Source organism: Algibacter sp. L4_22 (assembly GCF_023473045.1).
Taxonomy (GTDB): domain Bacteria; phylum Bacteroidota; class Bacteroidia; order Flavobacteriales; family Flavobacteriaceae; genus Algibacter.
Map to the genome: position 1 here is coordinate 417,172 of NZ_JAMCOK010000002.1, position 26,500 is coordinate 443,671.

Annotated in this window: 27 protein-coding genes and 1 other RNA gene; 13 read left to right on the top strand and 15 right to left on the bottom strand. The window is 31.9% G+C overall.

Annotated elements, in window-relative coordinates:
- The first annotated feature begins 56 nt into the window (after positions 1-56).
- The 6 genes from gcvT to M4I23_RS06475 all read left to right on the top strand — a co-directional run bounded on the left by gcvT (position 57) and on the right by M4I23_RS06475 (position 5,182).
- Entirely contained in the window at positions 57-1,136 is a 1,080-nt protein-coding gene (gcvT, locus tag M4I23_RS06450) for a glycine cleavage system aminomethyltransferase GcvT (protein WP_249753845.1), read from the top strand.
- A 3-nt stretch (positions 1,137-1,139) separates the two neighbouring features.
- Positions 1,140-2,054, top strand: coding sequence for a glutaminase (locus M4I23_RS06455; RefSeq protein WP_158849609.1), 915 nt, complete (start codon positions 1,140-1,142; stop codon positions 2,052-2,054).
- Positions 2,055-2,094: 40 nt separating this feature from the next.
- Complete coding sequence (locus M4I23_RS06460; protein ID WP_249753846.1) at positions 2,095-2,928, top strand: sugar nucleotide-binding protein; 834 nt, start codon at positions 2,095-2,097, stop codon at positions 2,926-2,928.
- 55 nt (positions 2,929-2,983) lie between these two features.
- Positions 2,984-3,280, top strand: coding sequence for a 4a-hydroxytetrahydrobiopterin dehydratase (locus tag M4I23_RS06465; RefSeq protein ID WP_158851839.1), 297 nt, complete (start codon positions 2,984-2,986; stop codon positions 3,278-3,280).
- Between the two features lie 148 nt (positions 3,281-3,428).
- Complete coding sequence (locus M4I23_RS06470) at positions 3,429-4,148, top strand: YebC/PmpR family DNA-binding transcriptional regulator (RefSeq protein ID WP_158849605.1); 720 nt, start codon at positions 3,429-3,431, stop codon at positions 4,146-4,148.
- A gap of 59 nt (positions 4,149-4,207) precedes the next feature.
- A complete protein-coding gene (locus M4I23_RS06475) occupies positions 4,208-5,182 on the top strand; it encodes a Gfo/Idh/MocA family protein (protein ID WP_249753847.1) in 975 nt (324 codons plus the stop codon).
- Positions 5,183-5,192: 10 nt separating this feature from the next.
- Here M4I23_RS06475 and M4I23_RS06480 read toward each other — a convergent pair whose 3' ends face one another.
- From M4I23_RS06480 to M4I23_RS06515, 8 genes are all read right to left on the bottom strand, one after another.
- Positions 5,193-5,939 carry an NYN domain-containing protein gene (locus M4I23_RS06480; protein WP_158849601.1) on the bottom strand — a complete coding sequence of 249 codons (747 nt, stop codon included), beginning with the start codon at positions 5,937-5,939 and terminating at the stop codon, positions 5,193-5,195.
- 404 nt (positions 5,940-6,343) lie between these two features.
- Entirely contained in the window at positions 6,344-6,892 is a 549-nt protein-coding gene (locus M4I23_RS06485) for a 1-acyl-sn-glycerol-3-phosphate acyltransferase (protein ID WP_158849599.1), read from the bottom strand.
- A 1-nt stretch (position 6,893) separates the two neighbouring features.
- The gene (locus M4I23_RS06490) at positions 6,894-7,976 is read right to left on the bottom strand and encodes an iron-containing alcohol dehydrogenase family protein (protein WP_158849597.1); all 1,083 of its coding nucleotides are present in this window, start codon (positions 7,974-7,976) and stop codon (positions 6,894-6,896) included.
- 48 nt (positions 7,977-8,024) lie between these two features.
- Complete coding sequence (locus M4I23_RS06495; RefSeq protein WP_249753848.1) at positions 8,025-8,642, bottom strand: CatA-like O-acetyltransferase; 618 nt, start codon at positions 8,640-8,642, stop codon at positions 8,025-8,027.
- Position 8,643: 1 nt separating this feature from the next.
- Positions 8,644-9,348: an HAD family hydrolase gene (locus M4I23_RS06500; protein WP_158849593.1), complete on the bottom strand. Its 705-nt coding sequence runs from the start codon at positions 9,346-9,348 to the stop codon at positions 8,644-8,646.
- Positions 9,339-10,067 carry a 3-deoxy-manno-octulosonate cytidylyltransferase gene (kdsB, locus tag M4I23_RS06505; RefSeq protein WP_249753849.1) on the bottom strand — a complete coding sequence of 243 codons (729 nt, stop codon included), beginning with the start codon at positions 10,065-10,067 and terminating at the stop codon, positions 9,339-9,341. Before kdsB ends, M4I23_RS06500 begins: the two co-directional genes overlap by 10 nt.
- A gap of 106 nt (positions 10,068-10,173) precedes the next feature.
- Positions 10,174-10,740 (bottom strand): DUF4126 domain-containing protein, encoded by a 567-nt coding sequence (locus M4I23_RS06510; RefSeq protein ID WP_158849589.1) that lies wholly within the window; start codon positions 10,738-10,740, stop codon positions 10,174-10,176.
- A gap of 104 nt (positions 10,741-10,844) precedes the next feature.
- Positions 10,845-12,281, bottom strand: a complete 1,437-nt coding sequence (locus M4I23_RS06515; protein ID WP_249753850.1) for an ATP-binding domain-containing protein — start codon at positions 12,279-12,281, stop codon at positions 10,845-10,847.
- Between the two features lie 129 nt (positions 12,282-12,410).
- Between M4I23_RS06515 and M4I23_RS06520 the strand changes: the two genes are divergently transcribed.
- The 3 genes from M4I23_RS06520 to rsmD are packed head-to-tail and all read left to right on the top strand — an operon-like array spanning position 12,411 to position 14,507.
- Positions 12,411-13,148 (top strand): hypothetical protein, encoded by a 738-nt coding sequence (locus M4I23_RS06520; RefSeq protein ID WP_199269858.1) that lies wholly within the window; start codon positions 12,411-12,413, stop codon positions 13,146-13,148.
- Entirely contained in the window at positions 13,132-13,968 is an 837-nt protein-coding gene (locus M4I23_RS06525) for a DUF3822 family protein (protein WP_158849585.1), read from the top strand. Before M4I23_RS06520 ends, M4I23_RS06525 begins: the two co-directional genes overlap by 17 nt.
- Positions 13,968-14,507, top strand: coding sequence for a 16S rRNA (guanine(966)-N(2))-methyltransferase RsmD (rsmD, locus tag M4I23_RS06530; protein WP_158849582.1), 540 nt, complete (start codon positions 13,968-13,970; stop codon positions 14,505-14,507). The genes M4I23_RS06525 and rsmD overlap by 1 nt, the downstream gene beginning before the upstream one ends.
- A gap of 73 nt (positions 14,508-14,580) precedes the next feature.
- Here the strand turns inward: rsmD and rnpB are convergent.
- An RNA gene (gene rnpB, locus M4I23_RS06535) (RNase P RNA component class A) lies at positions 14,581-14,924 on the bottom strand.
- Between the two features lie 343 nt (positions 14,925-15,267).
- On the opposite strand from rnpB, the gene dnaX reads away from it, so the two are divergent.
- Complete coding sequence (gene dnaX / locus M4I23_RS06540) at positions 15,268-17,001, top strand: DNA polymerase III subunit gamma/tau (RefSeq protein ID WP_249753851.1); 1,734 nt, start codon at positions 15,268-15,270, stop codon at positions 16,999-17,001.
- 140 nt (positions 17,002-17,141) lie between these two features.
- Positions 17,142-18,197, top strand: coding sequence for a hypothetical protein (locus M4I23_RS06545; protein WP_249753852.1), 1,056 nt, complete (start codon positions 17,142-17,144; stop codon positions 18,195-18,197).
- 771 nt (positions 18,198-18,968) lie between these two features.
- On the opposite strand, the gene M4I23_RS06550 is transcribed toward M4I23_RS06545, so the two are convergent.
- The 3 genes from M4I23_RS06550 to M4I23_RS06560 all read right to left on the bottom strand — a co-directional run bounded on the left by M4I23_RS06550 (position 18,969) and on the right by M4I23_RS06560 (position 21,476).
- A complete protein-coding gene (locus tag M4I23_RS06550; RefSeq protein ID WP_249753853.1) occupies positions 18,969-19,445 on the bottom strand; it encodes a hypothetical protein in 477 nt (158 codons plus the stop codon).
- A 147-nt stretch (positions 19,446-19,592) separates the two neighbouring features.
- Positions 19,593-20,069 carry an Hsp20/alpha crystallin family protein gene (locus M4I23_RS06555; RefSeq protein WP_249753854.1) on the bottom strand — a complete coding sequence of 159 codons (477 nt, stop codon included), beginning with the start codon at positions 20,067-20,069 and terminating at the stop codon, positions 19,593-19,595.
- A gap of 228 nt (positions 20,070-20,297) precedes the next feature.
- Positions 20,298-21,476, bottom strand: coding sequence for a DUF3095 domain-containing protein (locus tag M4I23_RS06560; protein ID WP_262922235.1), 1,179 nt, complete (start codon positions 21,474-21,476; stop codon positions 20,298-20,300).
- A gap of 184 nt (positions 21,477-21,660) precedes the next feature.
- Between M4I23_RS06560 and M4I23_RS06565 the strand changes: the two genes are divergently transcribed.
- Positions 21,661-22,230 carry a hypothetical protein gene (locus M4I23_RS06565; RefSeq protein WP_249753856.1) on the top strand — a complete coding sequence of 190 codons (570 nt, stop codon included), beginning with the start codon at positions 21,661-21,663 and terminating at the stop codon, positions 22,228-22,230.
- A gap of 1 nt (position 22,231) precedes the next feature.
- Positions 22,232-22,813 carry a tRNA-(ms[2]io[6]A)-hydroxylase gene (locus M4I23_RS06570; RefSeq protein WP_158849568.1) on the top strand — a complete coding sequence of 194 codons (582 nt, stop codon included), beginning with the start codon at positions 22,232-22,234 and terminating at the stop codon, positions 22,811-22,813.
- 47 nt (positions 22,814-22,860) lie between these two features.
- Here the strand turns inward: M4I23_RS06570 and M4I23_RS06575 are convergent, their stop codons facing one another.
- The 3 genes from M4I23_RS06575 to ppk1 form a co-directional block, all read right to left on the bottom strand.
- Positions 22,861-23,388, bottom strand: a complete 528-nt coding sequence (locus tag M4I23_RS06575) for a porin family protein (RefSeq protein ID WP_249753857.1) — start codon at positions 23,386-23,388, stop codon at positions 22,861-22,863.
- Between the two features lie 86 nt (positions 23,389-23,474).
- Positions 23,475-24,380 carry a Ppx/GppA phosphatase family protein gene (locus tag M4I23_RS06580; RefSeq protein ID WP_158849564.1) on the bottom strand — a complete coding sequence of 302 codons (906 nt, stop codon included), beginning with the start codon at positions 24,378-24,380 and terminating at the stop codon, positions 23,475-23,477.
- A gap of 1 nt (position 24,381) precedes the next feature.
- On the bottom strand, positions 24,382-26,448 hold the full coding sequence (gene ppk1 / locus M4I23_RS06585; RefSeq protein ID WP_249753858.1) for a polyphosphate kinase 1: 2,067 nt from the start codon (positions 26,446-26,448) through the stop codon (positions 24,382-24,384).
- Positions 26,449-26,500: the final 52 nt, after the last annotated feature.

Genomic DNA, 26,500 nt, shown 5'->3' on the forward strand with positions numbered 1-26,500 from the left:
TACATTTGTTTTCTCAAAAAAACAGAAATCTCTATTAATTATATAAAATTATCTCAATGAAAAATACGGCTTTAACAGAAACTCACAAGGCTCTTGGAGCAAAAATGGTTCCTTTTGCAGGATATAACATGCCTGTGCAATATGAAAGTGTAAATGCTGAACACGAAACGGTACGCACTAGCGTTGGTGTTTTTGATGTTTCGCACATGGGAGAATTTTTAATTGAAGGTGAACATGCTCTCGATTTAATTCAAAAAGTATCGAGTAATGATGCTAATAAATTAACCATCGGAAAAGCGCAATACAGCTGTTTACCAAATGATAATGGTGGTATTGTTGACGATTTAATTATCTATAAAATAAAAGAAGAAACCTACCTTTTAGTAGTAAACGCTAGCAATATTGAAAAAGATTGGAATTGGATCCAGTCTAAAAATGATGCTGGAGCAGACATGAAAAATTTAAGCGAAGGCTATTCTTTATTAGCTATTCAAGGCCCAAAAGCTATTGAGGCTATGCAATCTATCACAAGTCACGATTTAGCTGCTATTAAATTTTACAATTTTGTAGTCGGAGATTTTGCAGGTGTAGAAAACGTAATTATATCTGCAACAGGTTACACAGGTAGCGGCGGGTTTGAAATCTATTGCAAAAACAGTGAAGTAAAACAAGTTTGGGATAATGTTTTTAAAGCTGGTGCCGATTTCGGTATAAAACCTATTGGTTTAGCCGCTCGTGACACGTTACGTTTAGAAATGGGATATTGCCTTTACGGAAATGATATTGATGATACTACCTCTCCTATCGAGGCTGGTTTAAATTGGATTACAAAATTCAATAAAGATTTTACAAATTCTGAGGCTTTAAAGGCTGAAAAAGAACGTGGACCACAAAGAAAACTAATTGCTTTTGAATTGGATGAACGTGGTATTCCTCGTCATGGCTATGATATCGTGGATGGCAACGGAAACAAGATAGGCGTAGTAACTTCAGGAACTATGTCACCAAGTTTAGGAAAAGGTATTGGTTTAGGTTATGTATCAACCATTTTTACCGATGTAAATAGTAAGTTAAATATTCAAATTAGAAAAAAAGCGATACCTGCAACAGTAGTTAAGTTACCGTTTTACAAATAATTTATGCCAGATTTTCAAGCTATTTTAGAAAGCATTCATCAAAATGCCATACAAGCGGCCGATAAAGGAACCGTAGCAACTTATATTCCGGAATTAGCCCATATTAGTAAGGATAATTTCGGAATTCATCTACGCACTTCCGACGGAAAAAGTTACGGTGTTGGTGATTTTAATAAGCATTTTTCAATACAAAGTATTTCTAAAGTTTTAGCACTTTCTAAAGCTATGTCACTAATTGGCGAAAACATATGGAAGCGTATGGATGTAGAGCCTTCTGGTCACCCATTTAATCAATTAGCGTTGTTAGAAATTGAAAATGGTATTCCTCGAAATCCATTTATTAATTCAGGAGCCATCGTAATTGCAGATATTCTACTTTCAAATTTAGAAAACCCGAAACAGGATTTTTTAAATTACGTACGCGATTTAACTAACGATAAAACTATTGAATATAACCAAGCAGTTGCAGATTCCGAAAAGCGAACAGGTTTCAAAAATTATGCGGCGGCAAATCTTCTAAAATCATTTAAAAATTTAGACAATCCAGTAAACGATGTTTTAGATTTCTATTTTCAACAATGTTCACTAGAAATGACGTGTAGCCAACTCACCAAAACGTTTTCATTTTTGGCAAACAAAGGCACATGTATGTTGGATAAAGTTCGGCTTACCGAAACTCAGGCAAAACGTATAAATGCCGTAATGCTTACATGTGGTTTTTATGATGAAGCTGGAGAGTTTGCTTTCGAGGTTGGTTTACCAGGAAAATCTGGTGTAGGCGGAGGTATTGTAGCGCTTTTACCAGATAATTTTACCATTGCAACATGGTCGCCAGGACTTAATAAAAAAGGAAATTCCAAATTAGGTATGTTGGCTTTAGAGGCTTTTACGACTAAAACAAAGTTATCCATTTTCTAAGTTAATTTCAACTTACCAAATGACTTAAGATGTTTGATGTATGATAAAGCGAGAAAGTAAACATAGAATTCTAGTTTTAGGAGTAAGTGGTTTTTTAGGAAGCGCCATTTACAAGGAGCTCTTCCCCTATTTTAGAACCTATGGTACCTACAATACATCAAACAAAACTTTAGAAAAAAATCATCAATTTTTTCAATATAATTATGAAGAAGATGATATTTACGAAATTTTAGAGATTGTAAAACCAACCATTATTATTTCGGCACTTCGCGGCGATTTCTCTAAACAAGTTATGATGCATCGACATATAGCAGAATATTTATTAATAGAAAATTCTAAACTTATATTTTTATCGTCAGCAAACGTTTTTGATGCCTATAGCAAATACCCTAGTTACGAGCAAGACAAAACCTTAAGCAATAGTATTTATGGGCATTTCAAAATTAAAATTGAAAATATGCTATTACGTCTACCCAAAAAGAAAGTAGCTATTATTAGATTACCAATGGTTTTTGGGCCACAATCTCCTCGCATAGACGAAATACTTCAGCTTATAGATCTTAATGAACCTATAGAGGTATTCCCTAATTTAATTATGAACGTTACTTCTTCTAATAAATTAACACAACAAATTCATTACATCATCAATAGAAATAAATCGGGTGTTTTTCATTTAGGAAGTAATGATTTAGTACATCATGACGATTTTGTAAAAGAAATTATTGAAACACTTCGACTAGAAAACAAAGTAATATACAAACAAGTTTTCACGACTAACGACGAGCGCTATCTTGCTGTTTTACCAAAATTCAACAAATTACCAAAACACTTACAATTGGTGAGTCAAGATATTTTATCAGAATTACAAAAATGAGCCCTTTATCAGTAAATAAAACACTAATTTAGTCTCTTAAAATAAGATATAAATGATGCTTAAACTCTCGGAAGACGATATAGAAAAAAGATTACTTCAATACCCAGATTGGGACTATTATGAAAACGCACTTCACGCCGAATTTGAATTCGATAATTTTAAAGATTGCTTTAGTGCCATGAGCCGCATTGCCTTTGAGTGCGAAGCATTAAACCATCATCCAGATTGGAGTAATGTGTATAATGTTCTAAATATCACGCTTTCTACGCACGATTCAGATGGTGTTACTGCAAAAGATTTTAAATTAGCAAAAGCAATAGATAGCATTGTAGTACCTGAAGACGAGGAATAATTTGTATTTCTGCCTAAGGTTTTTAACTTTGTGATATTAAATGAATAAATATGTTTTCGCTTTCGCGGAAATGTAACAATAATAAAGTGGTCTATTTATCTCAAATAACCAGATTAATTGAAGCCACAACAACTAAAAGAATGTAATTATGGGAAGAGCTTTTGAATTTAGAAAAGCAAGAAAAATGAAACGTTGGTCTGCCATGAGCAAAGCCTTTACACGTATTGGTAAAGATATTGTTATGGCTGTAAAAGAAGGTGGTCCCGATCCTGCAAGTAATTCGCGTTTGCGTGCCGTAATACAAAATGCTAAGGCTGTAAATATGCCAAAGGATAATGTAGAGCGTGCTATTAAAAAAGCGAGTGAAAAAGGTCAGGGCGATTATAAAGAAGTCATTTTTGAAGGTTATGCACCGCATGGCATTGCCGTATTAGTAGAAACAGCTACCGATAATAATACCCGAACAGTAGCCAATGTACGTAGCTTTTTTAATAAATGCGATGGTAGTTTAGGTACATCGGGTTCGGTAGTATTCATGTTCGATCATACTTGTAATTTCAGAATTGATGCTGAAGGATTAGACCCTGAAGAATTAGAACTAGAATTTATTGATTTTGGAGCCGAAGAAGTTTTTGCTGACGATGATGGTATTTTAATTTACGCACCTTTTGAAAGTTTTGGAGCTATCCAAGCAGAATTAGAATCTCGTGAAATTGAAATTTTATCTTCAGGATTTGAACGTATTCCACAAGTAACAAAACCGTTATCCGCAGAAGAAGCAGCCGACGTAGAAAAACTTTTAGAAAAACTTGAAGAAGATGATGATGTACAAAACGTATATCACACTATGGAAGAAACTACAGATTAATATTGAATTTAATATCTAAAAGAGAACTTAGCGGTTCTCTTTTTTTTTATACTTTTTATATGAAAACAATTAACTGGGGAATAATTGGCTGTGGTAATGTAACCGAAGTTAAAAGCGGACCTGCTTACAAACTTACAGATGGTTTTAATATTGAAGCCGTGATGCGTCGTGATGTTGAAAAGTTGAAAGATTACGCCCAACGCCATAATATCAATAAAATATATACAGATGCCGATGCACTAATTAATGATAGTAGCATTGATGCTGTTTATATAGCAACCCCACCCGATAGCCATAAACTTTATGCATTAAAAGTAGCTGCCGCCGGAAAACCATGTTGTATTGAAAAGCCATTAAGCCCAAGTTATGCTGATAGTTTAGGAATTTATAACGCTTTTAGCGAAAAAGATATTCCTTTGTTTGTAGCCTATTACCGTAGATCTTTACCTCGGTTTTTAAAGGTTAAAGAATGGCTAGTCCATAATTATATTGGCGATGTTAGACATATAACGGCACATTTAAGCAAACCTGCAAACCAAACCGATTTATTGAAAAAGGATAATTGGCGAACAGATTCTAAAATTGCACCAGCAGGTTATTTTGATGATTTAGCGAGTCACGGATTAGATTTATTCACCTTCTTGCTAGGTGATATAGAAGATGCTAAAGGTTTTAGTTTAAATCAGCAAAATTTATATTCTGCTAAAGATGCAGTTATCGCATCTTGGTTACATAAAAGTGGCATTACAGGCTCAGGAACTTGGAATTTTGGATGTAGTGAACACTTAGATCATGTTACTATTTATGGTAGTAAAGGCACAATTGAATTTTCTGTATTTCATGAAAACCCAATTGTACTAAAAAGCGAATCTAAAAATGAAAGCCTGTTTATCGAAAACCCTAAACACATACAAACACCTCATGTAGAAAATATGAAGCAGGTTTTGTTTAATGAAATAGCTACACATCCTTCTACAGGAAAAACAGCACTTCATACCAGTTGGATAATGGATAAAATTTTAGATAAGCTCTAAATAGATTTTATTATTTATTTTTCACGTATATCAACTTAAAACGTCCGTTAGTTTGGTCGCGTTGCTCCATTTCAAATTGTGGTAGTGATTTAAACAGCGGTGTTAACTTCTGGAAACCAAAATTTCGAGAATCGAAGTTAGGTTGCTTTTTAAGAATTAAAGAACCTACATCGCCTAAAAATGCCCAACCATCATCGTCTGCGGCATCTTCTACAGAGTTCTTTAACAATTTAATAATTTTTGGTGTTATGTTATATAAATTCTCTTTTTTAGGCTTCACTCCTTTCTTATCCTTATTAGCGTCTTCATCTTCGTCGCTATCCTTTGCAAGGATTTCTAGATAGATAAATTTATCGCAAGCCACAATAAAAGGGTTTGGCGTTTTCTTTTCTCCCATACCGTAAACAACCATAGCGGCTTCGCGTAATCGGGTTGCTAATTTTGTAAAATCACTATCTGATGATACTAAGCAAAAACCGTTTACCTTTTCGGAATATAGAATATCCATGGCATCGATAATCATCGCTGAATCTGTAGCATTTTTACCTGTAGTATAGCCGTACTGCTGGATTGGTGTTATAGCATTTTCGAGCAATACATTTTTCCATTTGGAAAGATGCGGTTTGGTCCAATCGCCATAAATTCGTTTTATTGTTGGTGTGCCGTATTTGGCTATTTCTTCCATCATTTCAGAAATATATCTAGATGGTATGTTGTCGCCATCGATTAAAACGGCAATTTTTGTGTCTTTTATCATAATTATTAAAGATAAAAAAATATAATAGATTCTATATTTTCTTTGAGTTATTTTTTTGAGATTAATTAGCAAATAAGTAATTAACATCTTCTTGGTGACATAAATTGAAGATTACCCGCGTTAGGGATTGTAGCATTGTTGAAGCTCTTTTTGTGTTGTTGCACCTATGCAACACAAAAAAGCGACTGCGGAAAGCCCGACCCTTCGGGAACGCCCAAAATTATGTTTATTTGAAAGTTTTTTCTACTAGAAATTAGTAATAAAAAAAGCTATAACCTTGAGAGAAATAGCTTTTGGGGTTTTAGTTGAAGATATGTTTCTTTTTAGGGACAAACAATTGTTTACTTTATGTTTCATTAACTGCAACTACTATGTTAATGCCAAATACTGTGCCAAATTTGTTTTTATGAATATTCTGACACTTTCCCTTTTACTCCTTTATAGAAATCCTTTATAAATTTAAAGTCTGCCTCGGTGTCATCTGTTGTATAAAATGGTTCTGAAATTCGATTTTGCTTATTTTCAAAATCCAGAGTAAACATAATTATTGGAACATTAGCTTTTTTGGCTATATAATAAAATCCTGTACGCCATTCGGTAACTTTTTTACGGGTACCTTCTGGAGCTAAAGTCATTCTAAACTCTTCCTTTTCGTCAAAAAGTTTAGCAATAGCATCTACTTTATTCTCGTTAGATTGGCGATTAATAGGTGCACCTCCTAAAGCTCTAAAAAACCAACCCACAGGAAATACAAACAACTCTTTTTTGCCAACAAAATTGGTTTTTAACTTAGCAACAGCACGCAATAAAACGCCAATATAAAAATCGTGCCAGCTAGTATGTGGCGCCGCTATTATTATTGCTTTTTTTACTGAGTTTTTAGAAAAATTAGTATTACCAACAACTTGCCAGCCTAATATTTTAAAGTATATAATTTTGGCAAGCCAATACATATTATATTTTTTTATAAATTCCTTTTAATTTTTCTGGTGTTATGGTGTCCTTCCAGTTTTTACCCACGGCATTTTCCCAAAGTGGCTCTAAACTTAATGCTACACCAATCATAATATCGAATTGCTCATCGGTTAACTTATCACAAACACCTGTTGGTAGTTCGATACCGTGCTTTTCTTTCATTTGCTTAAAAAGAACAACACCTTCTGGATAAAACTCTTCTAAATGATCGAAAACTAAGCAATTCCCTATACCATGTTTTATACCTAGTAAAAACGATAATCCGTAGCTCATAGCATGAGCAACACCTACTTGCGAATAAGCAATACTCATACCGCCATGCCAGCTAGCCATCATTAATTTATCTTGAGTTTCCTCTACTGATAAATTACCGTTTAAGAATATTTCTTTACATAAATCGAAAGATTTCTCTCCGTAAGTTTTACTGAATTCGTTTAAATACGTCCCGTTTAAAGACTCTACACAATGAATATAACAGTCCATTCCTGTATAAAACCATTGCTGTTTAGGTACTTCTTTTGTAAGTTCTGGATCTAAAAGAACTTGATCGAATGGAGTGAAATCACTATTGATTCCTAATTTAAGTTTTGGGCCTGTAAGTATTGCTGTTCTAGATACTTCGGCTCCTGTTCCTGAAATTGTTGGAATACCAACGTGGTATATAGCAGCGTTTTTTATTAAATCCCATCCTTGATAATCCTGTGCTTCCCCTTCATTGGTTATTAAAAGAGCAACAGCTTTCGATAAATCGAGTAAGCTACCGCCACCAATACCAATAATTCCAGACGGACGTTCTTTAGATTTCAATATGATATCTTCTACAAGGTCGTCTACTTGTGTGGTTTTAGGTTCTTCTTTTGCTGAAACGAATATAATTCGATCATCATATGAAAGCTTTATTCTTGATGTTAACCAAGCGTTGCTTTTAAAAACATCGTCTATTAAAAAAATAAAAGGCGCATGAATACTTGAACGCTTTGGGGCTAAAATATCATTTATTTGATTGAAACTACCTCTGCCAAATATAACTCTAGGCACCATTGGAAAGTTTTTGTAAGTCATTTGTTCGGTTTTCTTTTTCGAAATGTAAAAATAGTACTAATTTAAATTCTACTGGTTTAAAAAGTGTTGAAATTTCTTAGAAAAAAGTCCAACGTGGTATCCATCGACTAAAGCATGATTAACGTGTATGGAAACATTCATGATTAATTCGTTATTTATGGAAGTTGCCTTCCCAAATGATAGTTTAGGAACGCTATCCACAAGCCCAGAACTTGGTTCTTTATGGCCTATAAAATTAACCCATGGCATTGCGGAACAATGAATACAATCTAGCCCGTTAACAGGTGGAAACAATTCTTTTGAGTTTTTAATACGTGTTTTCTCGGTTTCTAGATTATTAGAAAACTTCACTAAATCTTCATTATAATTAACAAATGAAAATCCGAAAGTATTATCTTCTCTTAAAATAGTTGGAGATGCATGGATTACATCATACTCCACTATTTTATCATCTTCAATTCTATATCTAAAATTTTCAATTTCGTTAATAGCACGCATGCAATCATGCAAATACCGAGTAAAAAAACTAGTATGTGTTGCTTTTGATGCTTGATATGCATTTGTAACATTAAAAGGAATAGTAACTGCAAACGATGGATCGGTTAAGGCCGAAAAATGTTCGAAATGCTGTTTTCTACTCCAGGTATTTATATCGATTACTTTCAAATTAATTTATTAGTTTTAAAAGGTCTTTTAATGAGTTTATTGTTTTATAAGCCTTACCGTTTGTCTCTTTTTCTGTAACTTGCTCATGTGCCCAAGTTGTGTGAAATGGAACGTGAATAGCCTGAGCGTTTAAATTTACTAAAGGTAAAACATCTGATTTTAAAGAATTTCCAATCATTAAAAACTCTGAAGGCTTAACATCCAAACGTGTTAATAATTTGGAATAATTATCTTCTTGCTTATCACTTAAAACTTCAATATGATGGAAATAATTAGTTAATCCAGATTTTTCCAATTTACGTTCTTGGTCTAACAAATCGCCTTTAGTCGCTAAAATAATTTTATACTTTTTTGAAAGATTTTCCAGCACCTCTTCTACACCATCTAAAAGTTCCACAGGCTTATTGAGCATATCTTTTCCAATATTTAAAATAGCTTCAATAGTTTTATTTGTTACTGTATAATTTGATAATTCCAAAGCCACTTCCACCATAGATAGCGTAAAGGCTTTTATACCATAACCATATAAAGGTAAATTGCTTATTTCCTTTTTAAAAAGCTCCTGATCTATTTTATTGGGAGTTTCATATTTTGATAATAATCTACCAATTTCATCTTCTGCCTCTCTAAAATAAGTTTCGTTTACCCAAAGTGTATCATCGGCATCAAAACCAATAACTTTTATGTCTTTATAGTTTATTTCCATAATTTTTTGGCTCGTTCTAAATCCTCAGGCGTATCAATCTCAACACCTTGCACATCGGTTTCAACCATTTTTATACGTTTCCCATATTCCAAATAACGAATACATTCTATTTTTTCTGAAGCTTCTAAAGATAACATAGGTAACTTATAAAAATCCATGATGGCCTGTTTTCTAAAAGCATAAACACCTTTGTGTTTAAAGTATCTAACACCGGCATTTTTATCACGTGGATATGGAATAGGGCTTCTAGAAAAATAAAGAGCAAAATTGGATTGATCTACAATAACTTTAACCGTATTCGGATTTTTTATTTCCTCTTCATCAGTTATATGTACCATTAATGATGCTAGGTCTACTTTTTTATTCGGATCATTTTTAAAAACTTCAATAAGTTTTGTTAACGATTCTTTATCGGTAAAAGGCTCATCACCTTGAACGTTAATTACAATATCTACATCTAAAGATTCCACAGCTTCGGCAATTCTATCACTCCCGCAATCGTGTTCCTTTTTGCTCATCATGGCTTTTCCACCGTGATTTACAATCTCGTTATAAATAATATCGCTATCGGTAACTACAATTACATCATCAAATAATTTAGTAGCTACGGTAGCTTCGTAAGTTCTAAGGATAACGGTTTTACCTCCTAAGTCTTGCATAAGTTTAGCCGGGAAGCGCGATGCACTGTAACGTGCAGGGATCATTGAAATTATTTTCATTTGAAATATTACTGTTATTAATACCTTTTCTATTTATGCCATGGTTGAAGCAATTCTTCAATTGAAACTTAAATCTTCTTCAAAAATAAGATAAATAATAAATGTTTTAGGTCTTAGTTGGTTTAAACTTTTTATATAATTTGAAAATTATGAATAATATTAGAAGAACCAAAAATATGGCCAAAATTGGCATAAAAATAGAGACAACCGTCATTACTATTGATGTACCTGTTTCTAAAGTAGCCACAATTGGATTCGCTAAACCTCCAGTTGTTGCCGTAGAAGCTAAACGTGTAGTACTAGATGTTCCAGCAACTGCAGCTGCTGTACCTCCACCGGCTATAATAGCTAATGCCCAAGTAACAACAGGACTTAAATCTGCTACTGTAGAAAGCATTACGGCAGTACCTGCTAATGCTGCTAATGGTACTGCTGCCGTATCTAATAAATTATCGACATAAGGAATAAAATAAGCACAAATTTCTACTATTGTAGCCACTCCTAAAGTGATAATAGCTGCTGTACTACCAATCCATTGCCAAGATTCGTTAAGTTCCCAAACATCAAAGTAAGCCGCTAAACTCAAAGCGAATAAAGGCATAAACACACGAAAACCCACCGAAGCGGAAAGTCCGATACCTAAAAAAATACTAATTATTGTTTCTCCAGTCATAAATTATTAAAATCTCTTATCTTAAGTATATTTCAAAGTTACAAAACATAAATATAATTTTATGAATGCAATATTTATTCCAAAATAAAAAAACTTTTAGTTATTTAAGAATTGATGTCTTCCTCGAAAAATTCATCTTTAAAACCTATTAGATATAATTTTTCTTTTGCTCTAGTTACAGCAGTATATAGCCAACGTAGATAATCTTTATCAATCCCGTTTGGCAAATAAGGTTGCTCCACAAAAACGGTGTTCCACTGCCCACCTTGAGATTTATGACAAGTAATAGCATAAGAGAACTTAACCTGTAACGCATTAAAATGTTTATTTCCTTTTACCTTTAAAAACTTTTTATACTTTGATGTTTCGTTTTCAAAATCCTTCATCACTTCCTGGTAGAGCCTGTTAGATTCTTCATAAGGTAGCGATGGTGTTTCTGCTTCAATAGTATCTAAAAGCAACACGGTTTCAAAAGGTATCATTTTGGGATAATCTACCATTCTAACCTTTACTTCCGCGAAGCGAAAACCATATAATTCCTGAATACTAAAAATTTCTAAAACTTCTATAATATCACCATTAGCAATAAAACCAGCTTCTGTGGTCGGTTTCAGCCAAAAATAATTATTCTTAACCACCATTAAATAATCTCCGGCAGATAATTCGTTTTCATTATATAAAATACGACTTCTAATCTGTTGATTATAGGCATTGGCACGTTTATTACTTCTTACTATAATAGCAGTTTCTTCATTCCCTAAATCGCTGTACGCATCGTTTATAGCGTCCATAATTTCATAACCATCAACAAGCCTAATAATATCTTTAAACCCGTTTAAATCGAACTTAAAATAATCGTACACCTCACGTGCCAATACATCACGCAGTATAGTTGCATTAACCAAAATACCAGAATCTTGACCTTGCCTAACAACCTCGTCGAGTTCCATTCTGGTCACTTCTTTATTATAATTTAATGCTAAAGTATTTTCATCTAAAGCTGGGCTAATATCTAATTTCACAGGTGGCAGTTGGGCCGTATCACCAATTAGTAATAATTTACAATTAAGTCCAGAGTATACATATTGCATTAAATCGTCGAGAAGGGAACCGTTTTCTATCAATTTAGAGTCGCTAGGTGTATCTGGTATCATAGAAGCTTCATCTACAATAAAAATAGTGTTTTTATGCTTATTTGGCTGTAAAACAAATTTAACACCACCACCAGAATCTTTTTTCGGAAAATATATTTTTTTATGAATAGTAAAAGCCTCTTTTCCGGAATAATTAGCGATTACTTTAGCCGCTCTGCCAGTTGGAGCCATAAGAACAGCACTCTTTTTTGCCTTCCATAAATTGTTTACAATAGCCCCTACAATGGTAGTTTTCCCAGTACCAGCGTAGCCTTTAAGTAAATAAAGAGCGTTTTTCTCACTTTTAAAAATAAATTCAGAAAGTTGCTGAAGTACAATATTTTGTTTAACTGTTGGATTAAACGGAAACTGCTGTTTTATAAGGGAATAGAATTCGGATGCGGTCATTAATTAAAAATAATTTTAAAAATTATTCAAATATAGGATGATTTTTATTCGCTTTGGTTTTTACGATTAAAAAAAAATTGTAGATTTGCTAAATAACGATTAATAAACTTTTAAATTAAATAACGTATTATGTTGACATTTATTCTTATTGTGGTTGCGGTGATTTTGGCAACAATTGGCTTGGTGAAGTTAGTTGATAAATTTGTTCCTAATAAATTAAAGCCGGTTTTAAATATTGCGCTTTGGGCATTAATTGTGTTTTTTGGTTACCAAACCTATTTGTCAATTTATGAGCCTATTCAATTTAACAAACTAAAAAACGAACGTTATTTAGTAGTTATAGAAAGTTTAAAAGATATTAGAGATGCTGAATTAGCTCACAGACAAGTAACTGGTAGATTTACAGACAGCTTTGATAACTTAATAAAGTTTATTGATACAGCAGAATATACTATTACACAACGTCGTGACTCTAGTATAATTGATGAAGTATTAACAAAACGTTACGGTGTTGATACCACAAAAGATATTATGATTATTGATACTCTGGGCACTGTACCTGTAAAAGATTCTTTATTCAAAAATTCTGATCGTTACAAAAAAATGATGAATGTTCCTGTTGGAAAAGAAGGCACTAAGTTTGATTTAAAAGCTGGTTTTATTAACCAAAACGACATTAACATTCCTGTTTTCGAAACTAAAGTAAAGAAAGATGTTATTTTATTCGATCAAAACCCAGATTTAGTAGCACAAGAAAATCAAGTAATAGCGGTTGATGGAGTTAATGGAGACGCTTTAAAAGTAGGATCAATGAACGAAGTTAATACAACTGGAAACTGGCCAAAAACTTATGGCGATAGCGAATAATAAAAATAATACTGCTAGTATTAGCAAATTAATAAATATAGAACTGTCCATTCAAATAAGCTTGAGTGGACTTTCTTTTTGTACTCTAAATCGGGATAATAATTCCATTTCTAATTTAAAAGAAATAAAGTTTAAAAAGCAATTAAACCCATTAGAAGTATTAGAAAAGCTAAAACATTGCTTTGATACAGAAGCCATATTACAAAACAAATTTGAAGCTATAAACATCATTCATGATAATGAGCTATCAACCTTAGTTCCAAAATCTATTTTTAATGAAGGAGCTATAGCCGACTATTTAAAATTCAATTCTAAAATTTTAAAGTCCGATTTTATAACCTTCGATACCATAGACAGTAACCAAAGCGTAAACGTATATATCCCGTATGTAAACGTGAATAATTACATTTACGATTTATTCGGAGATTTCACATACAAGCACGCCTCTACTGTTTTAATTGAAACTATTTTGGAATCTGAAAAAGAATCCGGAAACTCTCAATTTTACGCACACATTAATCATAATCGTTTCGAAATTGTAATTACAAACAAAGGTGAGCTTCAATTTTACAACAGTTTTGAGTACACCACAAAAGAAGATTTTATATATTACATCCTCTTTACTGCCGAACAATTAAAACTAGATCCAGAAACATTAAATCTTATTTTAATTGGTGATATAAATAAAGACGATGCGCTATACAACATAGCATATAAATACATACGTAATGTAAGTTTAGGTAATCAAAAAAACAACTATGTATTTAATGAAGAACCAGAAACACAATATTCTAATTTCACTTTAATAAATAGCTTTTAATGCGCATAATATCAGGACAATACAAAAGCAGAAGAATATCAGCACCTAAAAACCTACCCGTTCGTCCAACGACAGATATGGCAAAGGAATCGCTATTCAATATTTTAAACAATACGTTTTATTTTGAAGATGTTTCTGTACTAGATTTATTTGCAGGCACCGGGAATATAAGCTATGAATTTGCCTCACGCGGTACCGAACAAATTACCTGTGTAGACCAAGATTTTGGATGTGTAAAATTTATAAACAAAACGGCAGAGCAATTCGATATGCCAATAAACACCATTAAAAGTGATGTGTTTAAGTTTTTAGAAAAATCGACTTTACAAGCCAATATTATATTTGCCGATCCACCATACAATTTCGACGAAGATAAATTTGGAAAAATACCCGAACTAATATTTAAAAACAATATGTTATTGCCAGAAGGTGTATTAATTGTAGAACACTCAAAACATACAGATTTATCTAAACTAAGCAACTACAGCTACTCCAAAAGTTACGGAGGTAATATGTTTAGCTTTTTCGAAAATGCATAAAAATACCACAACTAAACTAAACCATTCTAAACCAGAAAAACCTTCAAAGCGCAAGCTAAGAAGGTTTTTTTTATAAGTAAGTAAATCTATAAGCCGGATTCTGTACCCTTCGAACCCGTTTCAAGAAAACCCAAAACAAGCAAAAAAAGCCCTTATCATTTATCTACGCATTTTGTTACCAAAACACTTTAGCTGCTTACCCTCCAGCATCGGGCGTTCAACCCTCAAGCACTGGTTTACATAACATTGCACCACATAGAGTTTACCTGGTTTCACTACAGCATTACCTGTACATTCTTTCTGTTGCACTGGTCCTAACCTCTCGGCTGGTGGCCGTTAGCCACTATATTGAACTATGGTGTCCGGACTTTCCTCCATCCTAAATAAATTTAAGACAGCGATAAGGCGATCTACTAGCCGTCAAAATTACAACAAACAAATAATAAAATACCACATTATAAACTTAAAAACATTAAAATATAAGTTTGGGCGTTACCCAAGGGTCGGGCTTTCCGCAGTCGCTTTTTTGTGTTGCATAAGTGCAACAACACAAAAAGAGCTCCAACAATGCTGCAATCCCTAACGCGGGTTAATCTGTAAAGGATAATTTCAAATACGTTAACTCAAGCAAACCCATAAAAACATATCGAAAAAGCAAAGCACTAAACTTTGTTAATAACTCCCTTTTATTTTCGTCTTTACAATTTAATTATCCAAATTGAATTTTTAACTTTGTTACTTACTCAATAGCGAAAAAAATTTGGAACATTTTATAGTATCGGCTCGAAAATACAGACCCCAAACATTTAAAGATGTAGTTGGGCAGCAAGCCATTACCAATACTTTGTTAAACGCTATAGAAAACAACCATTTAGCACAAGCCCTTCTATTTACAGGTCCGCGTGGTGTTGGTAAAACCACTTGCGCGCGTATTTTGGCTAAAATGATTAACAGTGATGGTAAAGAAACGGGCGATGAAGATTTCGCTTTCAATATCTTTGAACTCGATGCCGCCTCGAACAACTCGGTAGACGATATTAGAAGTCTAACCGATCAAGTTCGTATCCCGCCACAAGTTGGTAAATACAAGGTTTATATTATTGATGAAGTCCATATGTTATCTCAGGCAGCCTTTAATGCCTTTTTAAAAACATTAGAAGAGCCACCAAAACACTGTATTTTTATTCTTGCAACCACCGAAAAGCATAAAATAATTCCAACAATTTTATCACGTTGTCAAATATTCGATTTTAAACGTATTACGGTAAAAGACGCTAAAAATTATTTAAAATATATTGCTGACGAACAAGGTATAACTGCCGATGACGATGCATTGCACATTATTGCTCAAAAAGCAGATGGCGCTATGCGTGATGCACTTTCCATTTTTGATCGTGTAGTAAGTTTCTCGGGAAAAGATTTAACCAGGCAAGCCGTAACCGAAAACTTAAACGTTCTTGATTACGAAACTTATTTTGAAAGTACAGATTTAATTCTCGAAAATAAAATACCAGATTTACTCATTCAGTTTAACCATACCTTATCAAAAGGATTCGATGGTCATCATTATATTGCTGGTTTAGCCTCGCATTTTAGAGATCTACTAGTAAGTAAAACACCAGCAACAATAGAATTGCTAGAAGTAGGAGAACAAACGCAGATAAAATATTTAGAACAATCTAAAAAGGCCTCGCAAGAGTTTTTAATGCAAGGTATAAATCTCGCAAACGACTGCGATCTCAAGTATAAAACCAGTAAAAATCAACGGCTTCTCGTTGAATTATGTCTCATGCAACTTGCCTCTATCACTTTCGATGGAGAAAAAAAAAATAGCAAACATTACATAATTCCAGCATCTTACTTTAAAAAGAAAGGTATTACGCCTATTCCGGTAAAAGTTCCAACGGCTAAACCGAGCATAGAACCTTCCGCGAAAGCAAATACCGTAAATGCTACTGTTGCTTCCCAAAAAGTAGTAGCAACTCCTAAACCACCTGAAAAGCCACATATAAAGTTAGATTTATCTCAAGGCAGCAGGCGTAGATCTGGACTTTCTCTAAGTAGTATTCGAGCAAAAAAAGAACATCAAATAAAACAACTCGAAGTAGTTGTCGATGAAGAGAACTTACCGACCGAGCCTTTTACAGATGAAGCTTTTATGAAGGAATGGACCTTCTTTTTAAACAAATTAGAAAAAGACGGTAAACATAATTTGGCTTCTATTCTAAACATGGATACGCCTAAAATTAAGGGTACAGATATTCATTTACAGTTTCCAACCGAAACTAATAAACGTGAAGTAATGCAAGGCCAGTACGACCTAATGACTTACATTAGAACAACCTTGAAAAATTTCGATATTAGTTTGGTGATTTCGGTAAACGAAGTCATGAATAAAAAATACGTTTTTACTCCTCAAGATAAATATGAAAAATTGATAGAGGCCAATCCAAACATTGAGATTTTACGCCGTGTTTTCGATTTAGATGTTTAAACCTTACCTCCCAATTACTTATACCCTTTATTGTTAATTATTTTGTTTAAAACTAAACTATTGAATAAGAGGTTTCTTGCTTTTATTTGTTAATTTTATGGTTTAAATGAGTTTATTTATTTGTTATGTGTAATAAAAAAATGAAAAATGAAATATTTCTAATTATCTTAATTTTTAGTCTTAATCTTTCTAGTCAAAATTTAATAGGTACAAAATGGTTGAAAATTAATGCAGAAAGAAAAGATGGGAGTGTTATACATGATCGACTCAATACGAAAAATTCATTCACCGAATACCATTTTAAATCAATAGATAAAATTACAATAAACTCAATTAAACCTGCCGCAAATTATAAAATTAAAGACTCTGAATTGACTGTTGGAAATCAAAAATATACTATTGAAAAATTAACTGATACAGAATTAATAATTTGTGAAAAGGGAGAGATTAACATTACAGATGACAAAAAAAACAGACTTTATTTTATAGAGTCTAAAAAGTTAATTAATTATTTAATAAAAAACAACTTACTTACTTTTCTAAATGATAGTACTATAAAAGCTAAGAAATATTTAGAACCCAAATTAAAAGAAAATAAAGACTTAAGTACCATTATTTCAAAATCATTAAAAAAAAAGAATTTTAGTACATCAAAAGACAAAAAATTTAAACAAGGCTATTTAATTGGTGAATTTCATATAAACACCTTAGGCAAAATTGATAGTGTTGAAATAAAACAAAATATAGAAATTTTCAAAATCATAGAAAATAGATTAATCAAAGAATTAAAAAAAATAGATTTTATTCCAGTTGAAATTGGAAAAAAGTATAATCATGTTGTGGATTTTGTTGCTTCTTTTACTAGGTTTAGCGGAATGTATGGAATTAGCATAAATACGAATACCAATGAAATAAGCTCAAGAAAAGGAAAAAACTTGTCTATTAAAGATAAAGATAAGTCGCTAAAACTATATAATGAGGGAATTTTTGATTTCACCAAAAAAAATTATATCGAGGCTATAGATAAATTTAATGAAGTTACGAAAATTGACTCCTTATATTTTGACGCCTATTATAACCGAGCTTATACCAACCTTATTATAAATAACAATAAAAAATCTTGTATAGATTGGGAATACTTAAAAAAAATGGGACAAAAAGAAGGGGAACGTTTATATAATCAAAAATGTAAATAAAAAACTATAATTAATGCGGGTTTTGGTGCTTAAAATTAAGTTTAGTGCTTTTTTAACTAAGTCCGTCAAATCTTTTATTTTAGTTTTAATATTGAAAAAGGTAAAACAAAATAAAAAGATCTGGCTAGGTAATTAACCGAAAGTTCAGTGCTTCTAAATCCCGTATTAACAATAGCTAAACGTTGTACCCAATTAAAAACCACCCAATGAAAATATAGGAATAGATAGGAAAGAGAATAAATACAGTTTAGACGACTTGACAGAAATAGTATTGAGAAAGATAGCTAAATCAAAGAGATTATTATGACTTATATCTATACTTCGCTTTAGAAGACGGAACACACATCCGATATTCCTTTTGACACAAAAAGAATAGTATATAATTTAGAAACGTATGATTTATCAAAACCGTTATTCGAACTAAGATGTGAGCTAACTGAATTAGGTATTGAAATAGGAAAAGTTATAGGGTTTAAGAAATTTAAGTCAAATTTATCAGAATCTAGAAGAGAAAAAAAATCTATATTTTCATACTTGTACAGAATATATAGATCAATTAAATAAGGAACGTTCTAATATTCATCAAGAGCTTCGAGGTTATCATAATATATAGAATTCATTAGGCAATACGAAATGCTGGATTAAACAATGAAGAAAATATTCCATTTAATCCAAGTATTGTGAAGGAAAGGCATTACGAAATTAATTGGATTACTTACTATTCCGAAGAATGGCATGAAATAACAACTAACACATAAAGAATAGCTTTCGCTATTCCTTATCTTCTTCTGGTAAAACAAACTCAGACTGATACTTTTCTAAAAACTGTTTTTGTTTCGAAAATAGGTCTTGAGTGATATTATCTATATCCATAAAATCTGTCCCGAAATCACTTCCGAAGAAATCATCATTAAAGAAATGATTACTAAAAAGGGAATCTTCAGAAAAAAGGTTTTCAAATCCTTGATGTTCAAATCTCGAGTAATTATTAAAAAACTTCGACTTAAAACTTTGCATTAAACTATCTCTATCCATAGCCGATAACGCGTCTATATTGTTGCTAGAAGACCAAGAATAAATACTATCGTATTTTATTAAATTACCATTTTCATCAAATTCCTTATCTACTTTCCATGAACCTTTAGGTTGTTCTGTACCTGTTATTTCAGCTTTTTTATTTTCATTTTTTTGGCCGCTGCAATTCACACTTAATAATGCAACTGCTAATATTAAAATACACTTTTTCATTAGTTTAAATTTTAAGTTAAACACTTGTTTTATGCATTAAACCATAATTTATTTTCACAATACATGGTGTTAAATATAGTGAGGCTGAAAAAAATCAGCCTCACTTAATAATCTAATATCCCTTTTGCCTTATAGTTTAGCCAACTGCTAAGAAATCTCGATACTTCTAGCTGTTTTTTGTTTTGCTTCTTCCTTTTTAGGTAAAAGAATATTTAACACACCATCTTGATAATTGGCTGTAATCTTTTCATCATTTACCGTATCAGGTAAGGTAAAGGTTCTTTTAAAAGAAGTATAACCAAACTCTTTACGGGTGTAGTTTTCTTCTTTTTTTTCATGTTCTTCTTTTTTCTCTGTAGAAATAGATAGCACTTGATTGTTTAGATCTAATTTGAAGTCTGATTTTTTTAAACCTGGTGCAGCCATTTCGACTTCATAGGCATCGGCAGTTTCCTTAATATTTACTTTTGGTAACGAGACATCTGTATTAAAATTAGAAGTAAATACGGAAGGGAAATCTCTGTTAAAAATATCATCCAACCAATTAGAGTTACTTGGGAAGCTTATATTTGAATTTGTTTTTGCTAAACTTCCGCCTTTAGGAACATTTACTAAATTGCTCATAATTACAAAATTTTAAATTAAACATGTTTTTCAAACTTGAAACCTTTATGATTTCATGGCGTATAAAACAAAAAAAATACCAAACACATTTTTTTAAATTTTAGATAAATATTTCTGTCATTTTTTCAGAATAATTGTCATAAATTCATGTAAACTATTGACATGATCACATTTGAATACAACAAAAATTATGTTTTCAATATCAAACAAGAAAAAATTTAGTCGGTTTTATCGTCTCAACTCTAGCTTTTTAAGCTTTTCTTTAAACATAACAGCTGCACTGGTGTAACCACCTTCTGTACCATCTACAAAATGAATGTGTTTTTCCTCACGATCTTCTATATAACAAGACATTATAGAGGCATGAGTAATATGTATACCGTAAATTATTTTATATTCGGCTTCTAGCCTATTTAAGAAGTTTTTTAAGTTTTCAACCTGCGCTTCGGTTCCTGAAATTACAGTGTTTAGGAAACCATCTAGCATAATGGTATCGGTTAATTGAGCGATACGTTTTTTCTGAAGTTTTCCTGCTTTAAAAAATTTAAAATAAACCACACCAATTAAAGTAATAAACCAATTGCTTATTAAATAACTGAGGCGGTATTTGCCGATTCTAGCATACATCTCTTTTCTGATTTTTTCTAAAGATGGATCTAGTTTTAACTTATCGCTAGAAATGGGGTTTCGGTTAATTAAAGTTCCAAAAACTAAATCAATTTCGGTCATAATCTCACTGTATACTTCTGCTTGTATGTTTTCGTCATCACAATCCACAAGTAGACAAATTACTTTTTTATCAGTTTTATTAGGGTATATTTCGTCCCAACGACATTCCATCCCTTTTAAATTAAGCTTGGTTACTTTTTCGCTATAAATATCTGATGTTTTAAAACTTTCTTTAATAATTTGCTCGGCATATTTAAGACCATTTCCTAAAACCACCGGTGTGGTTAAATATTTATTATGCCTAAGTTTTGTGATTCTTAAAGTCACGTTATTTGCATACACTTTTTCTACTTCTAAATAACCAACTCTTAAATTTAGCTCTGTAGATTTTTTAATATGCTGGCTGTAATTATTTAAAGCCAACAGAATGGGTTTTAAAACTTTATTGGGAACAATAAACGTAGATCCATCGCCACCAAAAAAATAAGGGATTTTTATTTTACTATTCACAGATTTTAAAGTATTTAAAACGGTAATAATACTTCCTGTTGCACTTAAATTTACATCGTTATGAAATCCTCTCGCCACAGCATCTGTAGAGTTTTCAATATCTGTCACCACTATAGACCAATTTTCTGGAACATTAAAAAACAGATTTTCATCTTTTAAAAGATCAGCCAATGGTAAACTGCTTTTAGAAATGTTTTTATAGAAATTTAAATTACTTTTCTTGTTCAAACTAATCGAGGGTATCTAATATATAGATTTAAAGGTAATACTAATCAATCAATAATAATACCAGAATTTAAAACCTGTCTTTATTACAAGCATTTCTATTAATCACCCTTTTATAAATTTAGAGCATTAGCGTGAATTTTGGTATCTTTGAAAGTATTTAGTCGTATTAATTTCAATAAAAAACATGAAGAAACTTATATTTTTAATACTTATTATTTCAATTGTTTTTGCGCACTTCGATGGACAAGACCGTAAGTATAGTAATAGCCGTGATGTTTTACAAAGCACGAATTTATTAGAATCTTTTTCTAAAAAAGTAAAGTTTACACCTGAAGAACCTGTTGTTATTGTAACCGATACCATTTTAAGTTCAGGATTTGAAGTAAAATTGAAATACAATTCTATTGAAAACAATTTTATTTCGAATATTATCACAGCGGAAGACCAAAGCGCTCAAGAAACGCTTTATAAAGATTTTGAAGCTGAATTAAAGGTTTTAATACATGGTGAATTAATTACTGAAGGTTTAATAAATAAAGGTCTGTTTAAAAACTATGCTAATACGGAATTTTGGAAGCATGCTATTATGCAACATGTTTGGATAGACCATGAACATTCTACAGAACAATACGTACAATTAAATACGTCTTTTCGAGTTCTAGAAACCGAAACTTACAAAGACTTTAGTATTTTAATTAATTCCTTAGGATCAATTGAAATTAAAGAAATAAATTTGCTCTCAAATACCATTTAATATGTTAGGCTTAAAATTACCAACCGACCCTCGCTGGGTAAATATTGTAGAAAAAAACATTAAAGAAATATTAACCGACCATGCCTTTTGCGAGCAAAAAGCAACGAGTACGGCAATTTCACTAATTGTTAGTTTTCCTGAATATACCGAGTTAGTGCAAGAAATGGTTGCTTTAGTTAAAGAAGAAATTAGCCATTTTAAAATGGTACACGATAAAATTATTGAACATGGCTGGGTTTTAGGTAGAGATCGTCGTGACGACTATGTTATCGAGCTTTTAAAGTTTTTCCCTAAAGGAGGAAGCAGAACAACACAATTAGTGCATAGATTACTTTATGCGGCTTTAATTGAAGCTAGAAGTTGTGAACGTTTCAGATTGCTTTCGGAAGAATTAGAAGATAAAGAACTTGCCGAGTTTTATAGAAATTTAATGGTAAGTGAAGCTAATCACTACACCATGTTTTTAGGCTTTGCGAGACAATACGGCGAAAAAAAAGAAGTTGATGCCAAATGGCAAGAACTTCTTGAATATGAGGCTAAAATTATGCTAAACTTAAGCAAGTCGGAAACTATACATGGTTAAATTACCAAGTTCGTTTTACAACTTAACCAAGCTTAATAATTTTATCTTTAAAACTTGTAGCCAACTCCAAGTTGAATGTTTCTGTTTCTTGCAGTTATACCTAAAGGCTCATCGAATACATTAGAAAAACCATAAGTATATCTAACATCTGCAAAGAGCATTAAATTTATTTTATACTCAACAGCAGCAACTCCTGAATAGGCGAAATTTCGAATACCATCTTCAAATTTATTAATCTTTAATCCCACTTGTGGACCAATACCTGCATGAAATTTTTCGCTTATTCGAAATCTAACTAAAATTGGTACTTGTAGATAATCTAAATTAATTTTTTCTTCATTAGCCCCTTCTGCAGAAAACTGAAATTCTGGCATTAATGATAATGTTTTATTCAAACCAATAGTTGCAAATGCACCGAAATACATACTGTTTCTATGTTTATTCTCTATAGCGTATGGATTATCGAAATCTAAGTTCGAAATATTGTAACCACCACGCACTCCATATTTTACATCTTGCGAAAAACCATAAAATGATAGGCTTATAAAAACTGTAAATAGGACTATTTTTTTCATAACTAATAGTTTGGGTTTATAATATCTATACGAATATATATTATAAAATTAAAAGCACGCAATTATTGAGGGTAAAGTGCAAAATTTTACTGTGTATTGCTCGAAACCGTATCGTAGTATATACTTTTTATGATACCATCGGCTAATCCTATTTTAGGAACGTAAATATTTTTTGCTCTACTCCACTTCATTGCAGACATATATATTCTCATGGCTGGTATTATTACATCTGCTCTATCTTGATTTAAATCTAACTCGGTAATACGTTCTTCGTAAGAATAACTTTGAAGCGTGTTGTAATAAGATGTCATATAGAAGTAAGTTAGAGGTTTCCCCATCGCTTTACCAGATATTTTAAAAATTTTATTAATATTTCCACCAGAACCAATAACTTCAATTTTTTCGAAGTGTTTGGTGTTAATATCAATCCACATCTCCAGCTCTTTCCATGTTTCCTTACCAACCATATCATTTAAAAGCCGAACCGTACCTATTTTAAACGAACGAGAAATGATGTGCTTCCCGTGGTCAATAACTGTAAACTCCGTACTTCCGCCACCAACATCAACATATAAATATATTTTATTTGGATCTATAAATTTATTTAAATCTGTAGCCGCAATTATTGCAGCTTCCTCTTCTCCATCTATAACATCTATGCTTATGCCAGCGTGTTCTAACACAGCTTCTACTACTTTATTTCCGTTAGCAGATTCTCGCATTGCGGAAGTTGCACAAGCTTTATATTTAACCACCTTATGAGATTTCATAAGTAATTTAAAAGCTAACATAGTGTCTAAAATGCGAATAGTATTCTCTTTAGAAATTTTATTTTTAATAAAAACATCGGCTCCCAAACGAATAGGTACACGAACTAATGAGTTTTTTTTAAACTGAACAGGCTTACCCTTTTGTTCAATAATATTAGATATTAATAACCGGACTGCATTTGAACCAATATCTATGGCCGCATATTTTTTAATTGAAAGCATATTAGTTTTCTAATTTTTTAAGGTAATAATCGTAAACCGCAAATTGAGATCGAACTTTTTCTTTAGTGTTAACTTTATATTGGTTTTCTTGTGAGTTGTTTAATATTCTAGCTTTAACATTATCGTTCCAACTAATATTAAAGGTATCTACTATTTCATTCTGAACATCTTTATCATAAATAGGGCAGCTAACTTCTACTCTATTTTCAATATTTCTGCTCATCCAATCGGCAGATGAAATATATAGTTTTAGATCGCCATTATTTCCGAACATATAAATCCTAGAATGTTCTAAAAATTTATCTACAACACTAATTACTTCAATATTTTCGCTCATCCCCTTAATACCTGGAATTAAACAACAAATACCACGAACAATCATTTGTATTTTAACACCAGCACGACTAGCTTCATATAGTTTATCTACCATAGTGTAACTCGAAACGCTATTCATCTTTAAACGAATTAAGCCTTTTTTTCCGTTTTTAACATGTTCAATTTCCTTATTAATTAATTTGAAAATTGTTTTTTGAGTATAATGAGGAGAAACAATTAAATGTTTGTAGCTGTAAATTTTATAATTAGCTTGGAAAAAGCTGAATATTTTATTGACATCTTTTAGTATAAGCTGATCGGCGGTGAACAACGTATAATCTGTATAAATCTTTGCTGTAGATTCGTTAAAATTACCCGTACTTATAAATCCATAACGTTTTAGTTTTTTACCTTCTTCACGCTCTACAACACACATTTTACTATGCACTTTTAGACCAGCAACCCCAAATATCATATTAATACCTTCGCTTTGCATTTGCTCGGCATAATCAATGTTTGCTTGCTCATCAAATCGGGCACGCAACTCAATGGAAACCGTAACCGTTTTTCCGTTAATGGCTGCATTTATAAGAGAACTTGCAACATGAGAAATTTCAGCTAAACGATAAATAGTTATTTTAATAGTTTTAACTTTTGGGTCTAAGGCCGCTTCACGCAAAAATTTAACCACATACGAAAATGTTTGATATGGCGTATGTAGCAAATAATCTTTTTTAGTTATGGCTTTAAAAATACTTTCCTGAAAACTAAGTCCTTTAATTGGTAATGGTTCAATTTTATCATAAAGTAAATCTTGTCTTCCTAAACTAGGGAAACCCATGTAATCTCGACGATTATGATAACGCCCACCAGGAATAATGCTATCTGTACCATCAATACCCATTTTAGACATTAAATACTCTAAAGTTTCCTTATGTATTGTTTTATCGTATACAAAACGAACCGGTTCACCAAGCTGTCTATGTTTTACACTATCAGATATTTTATCAATAAAACTTTTACTTAAATCACTATCAAAATCTAATTCACCATCTCTGGTAATTTTAATCATATGAGCCGAAATAGTTTTATAATCAAAAATATTAAATATATCTCTTAAACAATAGCGCAATAAATCGTCTATTAATATAATGTAACTATTATTGCCTTGTTTAGGTAACTCAACAAAACGATCTATAGTTTTTGGTATTTCTATTAGCGCAAATTGTTTTTTATCATCACCCATTAACATGCGCACAGCTAAATAGGCCGCACTATCTTTTAAATTTGGAAGTACAACCAAATCGTTAAGAATAATGGTAACTAAAGCAGGACTTACTGTTTTAATAAAATAATTATTAATAAACTCATGCTGCGATGCATCTATTTGAGTTTCATTAATAATATAAATATCTTCTTTTATTAATTCAGATTTTATAATACTCAAAATATCTAAACTTTCGCTTTGCTGCTTAATTACAATTTGAGTAATTATTTCGAGTAACTCTTTAGCTTTTATACCACCTAATTCGTTTTTCCCACCTTTTCCGGCTTCTACAATTCGCTTAACCGTAGCATAACGCACTTTAAAAAATTCATCTAAATTATTAGAGAAAATACCTAAAAAACGAAGGCGTTCTATTAATGGTACATTGGCAGATGAAGCTTCTTGCAATACTCTTGCATTAAATTGCAACCAGCTTATTTCTCTATTGATATAAGTATTACTATGGACGAGTTCGGATTTTGTCATTGTACTTTTAAGTTGAAAACATGTAAGAAACAAATATATTCTATTTCGATGT